This is a genomic window from Flavobacterium sp. P3_A6, from assembly GCF_056403035.1.
Genome location: NZ_JBFUGG010000007.1, coordinates 1 through 16,170 on the forward strand (window position 1 = coordinate 1; position 16,170 = coordinate 16,170).

A 16,170-nucleotide genomic window follows, 5' to 3' on the forward strand; every position below is an offset into this window, starting at 1 on the left:
TTATAATAAAGTGATGAATCTCCCTTCGTCTTTTCTCCTAGTTGGATATTCTGGATATTACGACTTGCGTAGTTCCTTACATTCTGTTCAGACTCTAAAAGATAAAAAGAATGAGGTTATATCTTTCCGACAATGTACTTCTTGAGTCATTTAGCGGGATTTCAACTCTCATCCTCTTTCACTTTATCATTCCAAATATATATCTTTGATAGGAGATTTTATAACTATGCAAACATAGGAGCGGGACAACTGCTGATGGAATACGCAAAAGTTCTGCTCTTAATTTTTGTTTTAATTCAAATTAAAATTATAAATAATCTTGCCTATTTGTTTTACGGGAGCATCGGAGCTGGCGTCCCATTTGGTATTCATGGCTGCAATTCGGGCTTGGTCCAGCAGGCATTTTGCGGTGTTGGTCGTACCTTTTATGCCTGCAACGGCATCCATGGTATTCCCGTTTCTGTCAACAGAAACTTCGACAACCACTTTCCCAGATTCGTTGCAAGTGTATTTGGGAGCGGGTTTTGAAAGTGCTTTTCGGTTTCCGAGAGAATAACCGGAACCGCCTCCTGTGCCACCGCCCGAGCCGCCTCCGCTGCCAGGACCGTAACCGCTTCCGTTGCCAATGCCGTTTCCTGTTCCATTGCCTCCGCCGGTTCCTCCGCCTGAACCGCCAGTGCCATAATAGCCTGTTGCGGTCAAACTTCCATTGGATTTTCCTTTGTTGCCAGCAGTTTTATCATCGCCGTCACCGCCTTTGTTAGAGCCTTTTAATATGCTGGCCAAGGCGTCATTGGTAGAATTGGAAACTTTTGGTTTAACGACTTCGGGTTTGATTTCGGGTTTAACGACAACTTGGGTTTTCTTTGGTTTTTCCTTTTGCGGCATCACAACGCTTTCATCAGTGGCATTCTCTTGAGATAAAATGGCTTCGTCGGGAGTGCTTTGGGCTGGAGCTTGTTTTACATGGTTTTGAACATTCAAGACTTTGCTTTGCGTGTTTTTCCCAGAGCCCAAATCGCTGTCTCCAAAATTTAAAGTAACGCCGCCGCCGCCGCCGCCGGCAAGTGCTACATTGTTTTCGGGATTATATGGAGGCCAGAATCGAATGAAAAATAATAGCAGCAATAAGGATGCATAAATGAGTATGGATAGTACTAATGATTTCTTTTGATCGTTGGAAAGTGTAGAACTCATTGTGGAAATTGAATTAAAAAAGTATACTTATAAAAACGTTGAAAAGTACTAAAAATTGTTAGAAGTAAAAAGTATGATTGGAACTATTTGGTGCAAGATAAAGTTTAACTTTTGCGCAAAAATATTTTTTTATTATGTCATTTAGTGGCAATTGAAAAGTGGTTTATAAATAAAATGCCACAATCCTATTTTTCATAGTAATTGTGGCATAATAAAAGGAATGGTGTCCAAATAAGGTTTAATCTAAGCCTCCCAGGAATCCGGTATGAGCACTTTTAATAGCAAAATTTGAATCATACAATAAAGGCCAATCGTTTCCTGGGTGATTTGAATCAGTGTTATATGGAATCCAAGATTCATTATCTTTAAGTCCCCAAATTGTTAAGGCATATTTGTTTGCTGCAGGAAGCGCATTGTATATTTTGACTATCTCTTTGTATTTTTCTTTTTGAGCCAGTCTTCTTTCATTGGTAAAAGAGGTAATATCATTTGCTGGATTCACTTGAATATCCAACTCAGAAATATGAATTTTTAGACCTTTAGCAACAGCTCTATTAATATCAGTTTCGATTTGAGTTTTGGTTGGGCTTAAATAAGTGTTATGCGATTGAAAACCTACTCCATCAATAAGGTTACTTGCTTTTAAATCATCTATTATCGAAAACATTTTATTTTGCTTTGGAATATTCGTTGCAGTAGCGTAATCATTATAAAACAATAATAATTTTGTATCGCCTGCCGCATTTGCTGCATCTCTAGCCCATTTAAAGCAATCTTTAATATAATTTGGCCCCATTCTTTTAAGGAAAATGGTATTTCTCAAGTTGCCGCTATTGTCATCTACAGCTTCGTTTACTACATCCCAAGATTTTACTTTTCCTGCGTAATGAGTAACAACATCAGTAATGTATTTTTTTACTTCGGCTGTAAATTCTGCATCGGTACCTGAAAAATTAGTTAGCCAGCTTGGCACCGCATTATGCCATACCAAAGTGTGACCATGAACATTAATACCATTAGCATTTCCATAAGCAACAATTTTGTCTGCTGCAGTCCAGTTGTAAACCCCGCTTGCAGTTGAAATCGGATTCATTTTCATTTCATACTCTGCAGAAATGCTGCTAAATTCATTTTTCAATATTACATCATATTTACTTCCATTGTCTAATTGATTCGCTTTTACAGCCATACCTACAAAAAATGGATTTGCTAATTTATTTGCCTTAACTTTTAGAAAAGTAGGATCCTCAGGAACGTTGCTTGTACCCGTCGTTACAACACTAATTACATTTGAATAGCCCGAAATCTGCGAGTCTCTTTTAGCTCTGACTCTGTAAAAATACTGAGTGCCGCTATTTAGCCCCACAACCGTTCCATTTAAATCAGATATTGATTTTGAATTGTAATTTGGAACGAAAGTTGTAAAATCAGCGCTGGTAGAAACATCCAAAAGGTAACTTTGAGCGGTGGAAACAAAGTTCCATTTGGCTTTAAAACTAGTATCGCTTATATCTGCGGATGCATTTGCGATAGGAGTAGTTAAAGTATCGGCAACTATGTTATCCTCTTTTGAACAAGAATTCAAAAAAAGCATAATGCTAGTTAAAACTAGTAAAAATTTATATTTCATTTTTTTAAATTTTAGAATACATTCAAGAAAATATTCTTTATTATTTTTATAATTTAATAATTCAGTTACTACATAAAAAGGCTGTATTTGACCACAACCTTTTTGAAGTAAAAACAAAACTTAAAACCAATAAATTATTTGTACCGAACTTTAATATTATCGTATTTTATTGTGCTGGGATTTGGTGTATCGCCTTGAGCGATTCCAACCTTAATTTCATTAACTTTAGAAGCATCCAATGCCACAGCTGAATTGCCTCCCCAACCATAATTATCCTTAAAATCGGCTAAAGTTATTGTCTTAGTGGTCCAATTTACATCCGTTATTTTGAAATTATAACCATAATTTACACCATCAATAGTATTCAATTGAATGGCAAATTGTGCTCCTATAACATTTGCACTTACATCAATATCTATAAAAGTTCTTGTTGCATCTGTATTTGTTGCGCTCAAGAAATTAGCTCCGCCGCCAGCGCTGCTGCCGTTGTAGCCATTTGCAGTTGAGCCAGTCCAAGTTAGGGCTGCATAATTACCTGTTGGTCCGCCCGCAGTACTTGCATTAAAAGAAGCAACATCACCATAAGAGCTCCAAGATTCTCTGCTGCCGCCTCCATCAAAATCAGACACAATTACTACTTTTTCAAAATTAATTGTTTTTTTCACTGTGCCCCCAGGGGTAGTAATTGCCAACTCTGAACCAGAAACTGTATTTGACGGTAAGCCGATAATGATTGAAGAAGATGAATTTACGGTATAACTTACAGCTTTTCCTCCTACGGTCACCGAAGAAACATTATAAAACCAAGTTCCTTCAATTGTCAAAGGAGACCCAGGTGTTGCCACAGCTGGTATAGTTTTAACAATAGTTGGATTAGGCTGTAAAATCTCTATATCCTTGGTAACCGAACCAGTTGCAGTTACAAATGTGATTGGCTGTACGCCAAATCTGCTTCCTAGTTTATCATCAAAAGGGATAGTGAAAATAAACGCTTTATCTGAATTATAGGTAGGATTAAAAACAATGTCAATTTTATTGTCAAGAGTTATTTTTTTCAATCCAGACAATCCCTGACCCTCGACTCTAATTTTCCTGAGCGGAAAAGTTTGATTTAGTAAATCACCCGGCTCAGAAACCATTGCGTCTACGTTTGCAGTAACTGCATCGTCATTTTGGCATCCCGTAAAAGAAGCCAAAACCAAAAGAATTATAATGCTATATTTTATTTTATTGATCATCATATGAAAATTAATTAAAGTTAAAAGGAACTGGAGGTTCTAACAATGATGGATTAGTATCAATTGCAGATTGCGGTAATGGCAATTCAAAATAATTGCTTGTTGGAGTTATCTTTCTGGAAACTAAATTTGTTCTCTCACTATTAGAATAAAAACCAACTTCCTGCTGCGAAATAATTGCTGTCGCTTCGGCTAAACCACGACGTTTTAAGTCAAAGAAATATTGTCCTTCAAGAGCAAATTCAACTCGTCTTTCATTAAACAATTCGTCTCTTGTAAGTTCTGTTTTAATTGGTAATCCTGCTCTAGTTCTCACTTCGTTGAAGGCTTTTAATGCTGATCCTTCTGTTGTAGAATTGGCTCCAGCCAAAATCGCTTCGGCATGCATTAATAAAATATCAGAGTATCTCAACATAATTGTGTTTTGTGATGTTCTCATAAAAAACACATCATTTCTTTCTGCAGCAGAACCTACAATGTACTTTCTGAAATTAGCTCCTGTAGAAGATAGTATTTTTTTATACGTGAAACCACCTTGATTTTTTAACAATTCAGGATAAAAGTCACCATCGGTCATGATAGTATATTTTTTTCTGCGGTCTTTTAGTTCAAAACCGTCTTGTAATGAAATAGAAGGCAGGTAAACTCCCCATCCGTCACCACCGCCGGTTATTCCAGTTTCTCCAGGAACTATGTAGGCTTGATTTGTGTTTTGAGTTCCCCATTCTGTAGCAATAGCTTTCCATTGTAGAGCAAACATACTCTCGGCACTATTATTGTTTTCTGGACTGCTGAACAAGTTACCATATTCTTGAATTAGAGAATATTGTTTTCCCATAATTTCTTGGGTTAAACTAGCACATGCTGCATATTCATGCAGCGTTAAATGTACTTTTGCGAGAACACCCTTGGCTACAGTTTTATTGACATACCCTTTTTTTGTTGACATTTCAGGTAAATTTGCAACGGCATATTCCAAATCTAGTTTTATAAATTTATAAACATCTTCTACAAGATTTCTTTTTGGCTGCGCTGCAGAACCTGATTTAGCAACAATAGGCACAGCGCCAAAAGTTCTCACCAAATAGAAATAAGCATTTGCTCTCATAAAACGTGATATTGCAATAGCATTTTTATATGATGCTTCTGGTAATTCGCTTTTTCTGTCTTCAACCAACTTCATTAAATTATTTGCTTGATCGACAACCGAAAATAAAGAAACGTATCCTTCTGTTAAAATCGGGTTTTGTGATGTTACCTGAGCATTTAGAAATTGTGCATAAGCACCATCAGTTGTAAAAGCATTACCGGCATACATATCTCCTACAGCAATTAAGAATTTGTCATTAAAAGCAAACCAAGGTTTGAAATACAAACTCTCGGCGATTCCGTCAAAAGCGGTAATCCCTTCTGGTAAATCACTTGGTGTTAATTGATTTTCAGATGGTGCATCCAAAAATTCATCTGAACAAGAAAACAAAGACAGCAATGGTATGAGCATTCCTATCATAAAAAGTTTAAAACGTTTTTGCATAACTATTATTTTTATATAATGACTATTAATCATTAAGTTAAATACTATTTTATTTAAGTTTTAGAATTTTAAATCTACTCCGATTGAAGTCGTTCTAGGAACTGGATATCTTCCTAAATCAATACCGTTCAATGTTATATTTTGATCTAAATTTCCTAAAGCAGGATCAAATCCGGAATATTTTGTAAACGTGTACAGATTTTGCACATTTGCATAGAATCGAACACTAGAGAAAATAGATTTTTCGAATATCTTACTAGGAAGATCATAGCTCAAAGAAACATTTTGAATTCTTAGATAAGAACCATCTTCAACAAATCTGTTCGAAATTCTGCCATTTCCATTTGGATCAGTAAGTGTAATTCTAGGCACATTTGTATTTTCGTTTACACCTGGTTCAAAAGCATTTAAAACCTCAGTGCTTGCATTTGCGTATCGATCTCCAAATCCCGGATAAATACCATCAGTATAATGGCGCGTAAAGTTGTAGATTTCGTTACCTTGGCTTCCTGTTAAAACAACTGCTAAAGTGATGTTTTTGTATTTAAAAGTATTTGTAAATGAATACGTAAAATCTGGAATTGCGCTTCCTATTGCAGTTTGATCTTTAGCATCAATTTTTCCATCTCCATTAAGATCCTTAAAACGGATATCACCAACAGCTGTTCCTGTTTCCTGAGTAGGTCCTGCGGCTAATTCAGCAGCATTTTTAAACAATCCGTCGGTAACATATCCATAAAATTGCCCTACCGGCTGTCCTTCTGAAGTTTTAGTAACGGTATATAAATCGAATTGTACTTTTCCTAATAATGATTTGCCATCACCTTGAAAACTAGTTAACTCATTATTGTATTTTGATAAAATAATAGTACTGTCCCAAGAAAAATTTTCAGTTACAATATTTCTTGTATTCAATGTAAATTCTACCCCTTTAGTTTTAATTTCGCCTGTATTCAAATAGTAGTTAAGTGCACTTTGATTAGATTCGTCGTTGATTTGTTTTGTTAAGAAATCTGAAGAATTTTTAATATAGTAATCAAATGCAAACTTTACTCTATTATTAAGCATATCTAAATCAAGACCGGCATTGAAAGATTTTAGCGACTCCCATTTAATATCAGGATTGCCTAAATTATCAATTGTTGGAGATGAGCCTCCAAATGGAGATGGAGTTAAAGTTAAAATGGTTTGGTATCTATTGGCTGGAATATTTTGATTTCCTACAGCACCATAACCAACTCTAAATTTCAAATAATTTATGGTATTTGATAATGGCTCAAAGAACTTTTCGTTACTCACAGTCCAACCTCCGGAAAACGAAGGGAAATACCCCCATTTATTATTAGGGCCAAAGTTTGAAGAAGCATCAGCTCTTAAAGAAGCGGAGAATGAATATCTATCTGAAAAACTATAATTTAATCTCGAAATATAAGAAGTCATAGACCATCTGCCAGAACCATTTCCATTCAAAGCAGTATCAATATCACCTATATTTAAGTTGGTAAAATCTTTATTTAAAAAATCTCCCGTTCTGTAACCACTCAAATATTCGTATTGGCTTTCCTGAGCCTCCTGCCCTAATAAAAAGGTAAAATTGTGTTTGTCATTAAGGGTTTTATTATAAGTCAAATAATTTTTAATACTCCAATAAAAACTTTGATCCTGCTGTTTGAATGATTTGTTTAAAAGTTCTGATACTTTTCCTAATGTATATGCAGGTGCAAAAGAACTGCTTTTTGCAAAATTCAAATCATATCCTAATTCTGATCTAAAAACCAATCCTTTAGTAAGAGTGAAATCAGCAAATAAATTCCCATTGATTTTATATCTGTCGTTTTCTGCATTATTGTATTCAGACAAAGCAATTGGATTAGTTGCCTCATTTGCCGAAGAACCTAAACCGGAGATAGGGCCAGCAAAAGAACCATCAGGATATCTAACAGGCAATTCTGGAGATTGTCTTAGCGTATTCATGACTAAGCCGCCTCTGTCATCGTTTCTTACAACTTTTTGAGACGATTTACTCAATGCAATATTATTACCAATTTTTAGCCAAGATTTAACATTCGAATCTATATTTAATCGCATGGATATTCTGTTGAAACCTGAATTTAGAACAACTCCTTCTTGATTAAAATAATTTAAGGAAGTATAATATCTTGTTCCCTCTTTTTCACCTGAAAATGACAACTGATGGTTGTACATCATCGCTGTTCTAAAAAGTTCGTCTTGCCAGTTTGTTCCCTTACCTAATAAATCTGGCTTTTGATATTGAAATGGAATAGGTTCCCCATTTAATGCAAAAATTTTTGTTTGATATTTAGCATATTCCGGTAAGTTTAAAACATCAACAAAATTTACAACCTCTTGAGTACCAAAGGAAGTTTCATAGGCAACCATTGATTTTCCTTTTTTCCCTTTTTTGGTAGTAATCAAAACAACTCCGTTGGCTCCATTTGCCCCATAGATTGCTGTTGATGAAGCATCTTTTAAGATATCAATAGATTCGATATCAGAGATATTTAAACTGGACAATGCTGAATTTTTTGTTTGTCCATTTCCTCCGCCTAATGCGCTAAATGCAAAAGAATCATTGTTTTTATCTGCAAATATTGGAGTTCCATCTATAACATATAATGGTTCGTTTCCATTAATAGACGTAATTCCTCTAATTTGAACAGAGATCCCTCCTCCTGGAGTACCTGAATTTTGAGTCACATTCACACCCGCCGCTTTTCCTACAAGTGCTTGGTCAATAGAAGTAAAAGGCTTGTCTTGAATTTCTGAAGCTTTTATAGATGAGATTGCACCTGTAATGTCTTTCTTTTTGGATGTTCCGTATCCAATAACAACTACTTCATTTAATGTTTTGGTGTCCTCATAAAGATGTACAATTAAATTTGTTTTGCCGTCAGATTGGATTTCTTTTGTTTGGAAACCGATGAAACTAAAGATGATTTTGGAATTTGGCGGAACTTGATCTAGTGTAAATGAACCATCAAAACTACTTGAGGATCGAATAGACGTTCCCTTTACAGAAATATTTACACCAGACAAGGGCAATCCCGAAGATTCCACTTTGCCTTTAATAGTCTGTCCAAAAAAGGAAAATCCAGACAGTATTAAAACTAGCGTTACTAATTTTTTAAATAATGTTTTTTTCATGAAAAAGTTTGTTTTGGTTAGTTTTTATAAATTGGTATATTTTCTAATAATCTATAAATTTGAATCTCTTTTCTGAAGAGGAAATTTCTTTTATAGAAAAATAAAAATTCAAATATTTTAAAAAATAGACATGCCCAAAACTACACGTGTTCAGTACTGAAATTATAACAAGCATGACGCATAATCTAACAAATTTGTTGCAGAAAACAACCAAAAAACCCCTAATTACAGGCGATGACAGATTTATGCGACAAAATATATTTTTGCCACATTCACAGAAAAACCCCTGTTATTAATTTATTATCAAAAAGAATAAGGAAGAAAAATATGTTTTTGATAATAATTGGAAAAGTAGTAATAAAGGAGTTGGAGTTTAATCAGTCCAATAATCCTTTCTTGTTCCAAAAGACGATATATGGGGTCTTTTTTTATATAATATTCGGTTTTATAACAAAAATTTCTAGGATGGATTTTGGTTTATGAAGTATATAATTCTACTTATTTTAAAACCAAAAAAAAGGAAATTCGATGAAGAATTTCCTTTTTTTTAAAATCATTGCTTTCAATTATTCATTCGAATTAATTGTATCATCATCATTTTTATGAGTTGGAAGATGACCGTATTTGTCTTTAAAGCATTTTGTAAAATAGGAGTGAGATGCAAATCCTACTTTATAGCTAATTTCGTTGATGTTATTATTGCCCAAAGCAATTAATTCTTTGGCTTTTTCTAGTCGTACATTTCTAATGAATTCATTTACGGATACTCCAGTAAGTGTTTTTATTTTTCGATAGAGCTGACTTCTGCTTAAGAATACTTTCGAAGCCAATATTTCGACACTTAAATCCGATTCGTTGATGTTTTCATGAATATAGCTCAATATTTTTTGAATAAACTCATTGTCTAATGTAGTTATTTTACCTTTTGTTTTTTTAGAAATTCCATGATAGAATTTATTAAACATAATTTGTCTGCTGGTAATGAGTTGTACCAAGCTCGATTTCAAAATATCCATGTCAAAAGGTTTACTTAAATAAATATCGGCACCAGAATCTATTCCTTCCAGTTTGTCTTTGACCATAGCTTTTGCGGATAGCATCAATAATGGAATATGACTTGTTTTTATGTCTTTTTTTATGTTTTTACACAATTCTAAACCATTCATAATAGGCATAATTACATCTGTCATAATTATATCTGGAGATTTTTCTAAAGCTAACTCTAATCCTTTTTGGCCATTTTCTGCAACAAGTACTTTGTATTCCTTTTTTAATTCCTTTTTTAAGTAATTCCTCAATTCGGTATTGTCTTCAACAATAAGGATGGTGTGCACTTTTTCTGAAGCGGGTTCACTAGGTTTCTCTTTGTTTAGAATTGATAAAAGGTGCGGGGTTATCTTCGCTTCTTTTTTGAATGTTTCTTTAACAATTTCATCTTCGGCGAAGAAATCATTTCCAAGCGGAAAAGTAACAGTAAATGTTGATCCAATCCCCAATTCGCTCTCGACTTCAATTTTTCCTTTGTGCAATTCGACAAATCCCCGAACAACCTCCAATCCAATTCCTGTACTGCCATAATAGGCTTTGCTTAAGTTGTTTACTTGATAAAATCGATCAAATATTTTTTTAATGTCTTTTTTATCCAATCCAGCACCTGTATCGGTTATTGCAATTTCAAAATAAGGTATTTCTTTGTCAATATTGGTCAACGGGAATCGCTCTGTTTTTTGCGATGCATTTATTTGGACTTTAATAAACCCATTATCTGCAGTTACTTTAAAAGCATTGGATACAATATTAAAAATAATTTTTTCAACCATTTTTGGGTCTAACCAATCTTGCAATTCGGCTGTGTTTGATTCAAAAACTAAGGTAATTCCTCGGCTAGAGGCTTCTTCATCAAAATACTCAATAATGTCTTTGGTAAAACTGACTATTTCTATTTTTTGCACTTGTACAACGACTTGATTGAACTGTAATTTATTAAAATCCATCAATTCATTTATCAGTTTTGAAAGGCGATCAGAACTTTTGTGCATGATTTGCAGTTTATTCACGACATCATACGGCAATTCTAAACTTTTATTTTTGATAAGATCAGCTAATGGATTTAGGATCAAAGTTAAAGGAGTTCTGAATTCATGAGAGATATTGGTGAAAAATTGTAATTTTTTGGTGTTTAATTTTTCTATTTGCGTCGCTTTATCTCTTTCAAATTTTATTGCTTGTTTTTCCTTAAAGCGATTTTGATAATATTTATTAATGGCGTAAAAGGTTCCTGCAATTATTAAGAAATAGAAAAAATAAGCCCAAGATGTTCTCCACCAAGGGGGTAAAATTTCGATATATAGCTGCAAAGGTTTCTGATTCCAATTCCCGCCTCGTGCCGCCGACTTGACTTTAAAAACATATTTTCCAGGAGCTAAATTCGTATAAGTTGCCGAGCGTTTATTGCCTACATAATTCCAGTTTTTTTCAAAACCCTCAAGATAATAGGCATATTCATTGGTACTTGGATAGGAATAATTGAGGCCAATATATTCAATAGTAAATACGGATTGGTCGTAGTGAAGTGTAATATGATCCGTTTCGGATATTACTTCAGTTAAAGGAGATTGTGGCTCATTTGGATGAATAGACTTGTTGAATAACTTAAAATCATCCAAATAAAGCAATGGCTCCTTTATATTATTTGATGTTTTATTAGGATTGAAATAATTTATTCCTTCGTAACTTCCAAAATATAAATCGCCATTTTTGTCATTCAAGACGGCATTGTTATTAAAGTCGTTACTCAGAAGCCCATCAGTGGTTGAGAAATTTACTGCTTTTTTGTTCTTTAAGTCTAATTTTGTTATCCCTGTTTTTCCGCTGATCCAGATAGCGCCATCACGAGATTCGGTTATTGCAACCACGAGTTTTTCTTTGAATCCTGGAAAATCAGTGTACCATGCTAGTTTGTTGCTTTTCGCATCATAACTAAACAAGCCTGAACCAGCAGTTCCTATCCAGAGAATTTTATTTTTGGATTCATATAAAGATAAAATCGTATTGGTGCTTTTATTCGATTTTATGCTTTTTGACATGATATCTTTCATCGACACAACTGAGAAAGCCACATTTGAATTTCTGTGAACTTGGTACAAACCGTCTATTGTAGCAACCCATATCACATTCCTTGAATCTACTAAAACTTTTCGGATGTTAGCGGTGTTTAAATTGTTAGCAACAAATGGTTTTGAATCACAATGATGAAATTCATTTTTTAGAGGGTCATAATAATGCAGTCCTTTCATGTAGGAACCTATCCAAATTATTCCTTTTGAATCCTCCGAAAAACTAAAAATTTGGTCAGATGTTAAGCCGGTCGTGTTTTTTGAAGTGAAATTGACAAATGTTTTAGATCCTTTTTTCAAAAAATAAATACCGTCATTCCAGCTTCCTAACCAAATGTTTTGTTTGCTGTCTATAAAAACTGTTAAGATATTATTGCTTGTAAGCCCAGAATAATTTTTGGAGTCCTGATTGTTGATGTGTTTAAAATTTTTAGTGGAAGGATCCAGAACATCGACTCCGCCACCCTCCATACTAATCCATAACTTACCAGAGCTGTCTTTTTCAATCCCAGTAACAGAGCTTGTCTGCAAAGAGTTTGTATTGGTGGGAAGACTTTCTATTGCCTTGAATTTGGCGTGACGCTCATCAAAAATTCCAACGCCTTTATTGTAATACCCTAACCAAATTCGCTTGTCTTTGTCTGAATATAAAGACCAGATAGAATTGGATTTTAAACTATGATTGTCAGATTTACTATTTAAATACCGATGTATTATATTGCCTTTATCATTGATTAAAAATAATCCGTCATTTTCGGTACCACACATGAGAGTATGAGAATTGACGCCAATTACAGATAATATTTTATTTTTGGAAATTCGAAATGAATCGATTTGAGTTGTTTTTTGATTGCCCGAAATTTTAAGTAATCCGCTGGAAAGAGTTCCAATCCATAAATTTTCATTGGCATCAATAAATAATGATTCTATAGGGTCTGTAACCGTTATTTTTTTTGTATCCCATGTCGCTTGCTTCACCTTATTGCTTTTGGAATCATATTCTAATACCCCTAAGTCTGTTCCAAGATAAAGGATTCCTTTTTTGTTTTTTGCAAAACAATTAATCTTACTGTTATTGTTTAAAGCCGAGTTTAATTGGACAGTCACAATTTTTAAGGTTTTCAAATTTAATTTGAATAGCCCATGGGCATAAGTTCCTATTAAAAGATTTCCCGTATTGTCCTGAATAATGCTTTTTACTGTTATTACATTTTTATATCCAAGCGTAAATGGTTTTTTCAAGTCTATATTTTCAAATCTATTTAGATTTCGGTTGTACAAACACAATCCTTCTTCGGTGCCAACCCAAAGTCTATTGTAAGTATCAATGTAGGTTGCATAAATTAAATTACTATTAATACTGTTGGCGTTTTTCCAATCATACTCGTAATTTGTATAATTTATGCCATCATATTTGTACAATCCTGCACCATCTGTACCAAACCACATAAAACCATAGTGATCTTGAGAAATACTTGAAACTGCTCTTTTTGAAATCCCTTCTTTTATAGAAAGAAACTGAAAATTTTCAAAATTGTTTTGAGAAAACAAGCTCGGTACAATGAAAAAGAGAAGGAGTAATACTGAGCATTTTTTGCGGCTGAACATTGTAAAATAATTAGGGTTTAAATAGCCCTGCAATTTAGATCAAAAAAACAGATAATTCAATTGACCCCACGCCAAAAAGAATTTTTGTTCCGATGAAATGAAGAAGTAGGTTCCTGACAACCAAAATTTAAATACTTTTTTGGAAGAAATAAAAGTATTGATTGAGTAAGTTTAAGCTATAGAATAGCGGTTTTGCTATTATGGTTATGGAGGGATTATCCGTAAATAATATCAAAGAAAAATTTTGCCACGAATTTCACAGATTTTCCAAATCAATTCTTTAGTATAGAATAAAATTGGCAAAAATCTGTGAAATTCGTGGCGAAAAAAAAATGTTTATAAAGCGCCCTATTGCAGTTCGAAACTGCTTTCTAGCCCTTTGTCAGAGCTTCCTCCGACCATAATTTTGAAAGTGCCAGCCTCTACCAAATAGTTTCCGTCGTTATCAAAAAAACCTAATTCTTTGTCTGTTAGAGTAAAGGTTATGGTTTTGGTTTCTCCTTTCTTTAAATCAACTAATTCGAATCCTTTTAATTCTTTTATAGGTCTGGCTAAACTAGCAGCAACATCTTGAATATACAATTGTGCTACTTCTTTTCCGTCATAATTTCCAGAGTTTGTAATTTCTACAGAAACTTTTACCGACTCTCCTTTTGCAAAAGCGGCTTTGTTTATTTTCAGATTTTTATATTCAAAAGCGGTATAGCTCAATCCGAAACCAAAAGGGAATTGCGGTGTTTTCTCTACATCGGCATAATGTGACCAAAATACATTTTTATCAACATCTGCAGGTCTTCCGGTGTTATAGATGTTGTAATAAATAGGACATTGGCCTACGTTTCTCGGAAAAGACATTGGCAGTTTCCCGCTTGGATTATAATCTCCGTACAGGACTTGAGCCACCGCATTTCCAGTTTGCGTTCCCAGCTGCCAAGCCTCTACAATGGCAGGGATATGTGTTGCTGCCCAAGGAATTGATAAAGGTCTGCCATTATTTAAAACCAAAACTATGTTGGGGTTTACTTTATAAATTGCTTCTAATAATTCTTGTTGGTTTCCAGGTAAATCCAGATTGGTTCTACTGCGTGCTTCACCAGATTGAAATCCGTGTTCTCCCAAAACCATGATTACCACATCAGCATTAGAAGCTGCTTTTTTTGCAGCTTCAAATCCGCTCGTATCAGTGGTATTAAAAACCAATTCGTCTAAAAAAGTGGTTTTCCCAGTGGTTAAATCAGATCCTTTTTCATAGGTTAATTGATTGTCTTTGTACTGTTGCATTCCTTCTAGAACTGAAACGGCAGTATTATCATCTGATGCGATTCTCCAACTTCCCAATGGACTGTTTTTGTCATTGGCCAAAGCACCAATTAAAGCAATTTTTTGTCCAGTTTTTTTTAGCGGAAGCAAATTATTTTCGTTTTTTAACAATACAATCGATTTTTTTGCCATATCCAAAACGCCGTCATTATTGGCTTTGCTCCCAATAGTTGCCTTTTCACGTTTTTCATCACAATACCTATACGGATCGTCAAATAATCCTAGCTCAAATTTCACACGCAAAATTCTACGAACGGCATCATCAACCAGAGTTTCGTTTACTTTGCCTTTTTTTACCAAATTGACTAATTCGTCCAAATATAGATGAGATTCCATATCCATGTCAGAACCTGCATTCACCGCTTTTTGGGATGCTTCTGCGCCATCTTTTGCAAATCCGTGTGTGATCATCTCACGAATCGAAGCCCAATCAGAAACCACAAAACCGTCAAATTTCCATTTCCCTTTTAGAATATCCCTTTGTAAAAAAGAATTTCCAGTGGCAGGAATTCCATTTAGAATATTAAAAGAGTTCATGAAGGTGCGGACGCCCGCATCTGCAGCTGCTTTAAACGGAGGTAAAACCGTGTTGTATAATTTAGAATTACTAATGTCTACAGTATTATAATCACGACCGGACTCGGCAAAACCGTAGGCAGCAAAATGTTTTGCACAAGCCGCAATCGTGTTTACTTTAGCTAAATCGGCTTTGGAATCTCCTTGAAAACCAGTTATTCTTGCCGTAGCAATTTTACTTCCTAAGTAGGGGTCTTCTCCGGCTCCTTCCATTACACGTCCCCAACGCGCATCATTAGAAATATCGACATTAGGCCCAAAAGTCCAGTTAATCCCCACAGACGAGGCCTCGGCTGCCGCTATTTGAGCTGATTTTTTTATTGCTTCCATATCCCAGCTTGCCGCTTCTGCCAGCGGAATTGGACTTAAAGTTTTGTACCCGTGAATTACGTCAAACCCAATAATCAATGGAATTCCCAAACGAGTTTCTTCCACTGCAATTTTTTGAACTGCTCTTACTTCTTTTACACCGCGTACAGTAAGCATTGAGCCCACCCAGCCGTCACGCAAATGTTTGTATTTTAATTCGGCATTTCCTCCTTTTGGTGCAGGCCCTGTTACTTCCCAAAAACCATTGTACTGGTTCATTTGTCCAACCTTTTCTTCCAAAGTCATCTGCTTCATTAGCAAATCTATGCGTTCTTCGGTTGGTTTTGTTTTGTCTAGATGAGGCTTTTTCTGCGCGGTAATAGTTCCAATTGTCAGTAAGGTATAAAGCCCTATGGTTATTGTTTGTTTATATGTCATTGTGTTAATTAATTTTCTTTTCAGGCTCTTATAAATGAG

The 16,170-nt window shown here is 34.7% G+C and carries 7 protein-coding genes; all 7 read right to left on the reverse strand.

Going from position 1 to position 16,170, the window contains the following annotated elements; translation table 11 throughout:
• Positions 1-291: 291 nt before the first annotated feature.
• A complete protein-coding gene (locus tag AC1DVP_RS08760) occupies positions 292-1,197 on the reverse strand; it encodes an energy transducer TonB (protein WP_477183118.1) in 906 nt (301 codons plus the stop codon).
• Positions 1,198-1,435: 238 nt separating this feature from the next.
• On the reverse strand, positions 1,436-2,827 hold the full coding sequence (locus tag AC1DVP_RS08765; protein ID WP_477183119.1) for an endo-1,4-beta-xylanase: 1,392 nt from the start codon (positions 2,825-2,827) through the stop codon (positions 1,436-1,438).
• Positions 2,828-2,961: 134 nt separating this feature from the next.
• Positions 2,962-4,068 carry a hypothetical protein gene (locus tag AC1DVP_RS08770; protein WP_477183120.1) on the reverse strand — a complete coding sequence of 369 codons (1,107 nt, stop codon included), beginning with the start codon at positions 4,066-4,068 and terminating at the stop codon, positions 2,962-2,964.
• A 7-nt stretch (positions 4,069-4,075) separates the two neighbouring features.
• Positions 4,076-5,599 (reverse strand): RagB/SusD family nutrient uptake outer membrane protein, encoded by a 1,524-nt coding sequence (locus AC1DVP_RS08775; protein ID WP_477183121.1) that lies wholly within the window; start codon positions 5,597-5,599, stop codon positions 4,076-4,078.
• Between the two features lie 60 nt (positions 5,600-5,659).
• The gene (locus AC1DVP_RS08780; protein WP_477183122.1) at positions 5,660-8,764 is read right to left on the reverse strand and encodes a SusC/RagA family TonB-linked outer membrane protein; all 3,105 of its coding nucleotides are present in this window, start codon (positions 8,762-8,764) and stop codon (positions 5,660-5,662) included.
• A gap of 566 nt (positions 8,765-9,330) precedes the next feature.
• A complete protein-coding gene (locus AC1DVP_RS08785; protein WP_477183123.1) occupies positions 9,331-13,431 on the reverse strand; it encodes a hybrid sensor histidine kinase/response regulator in 4,101 nt (1,366 codons plus the stop codon).
• A gap of 405 nt (positions 13,432-13,836) precedes the next feature.
• A complete protein-coding gene (gene bglX, locus AC1DVP_RS08790) occupies positions 13,837-16,131 on the reverse strand; it encodes a beta-glucosidase BglX (protein ID WP_477183124.1) in 2,295 nt (764 codons plus the stop codon).
• Positions 16,132-16,170: the final 39 nt, after the last annotated feature.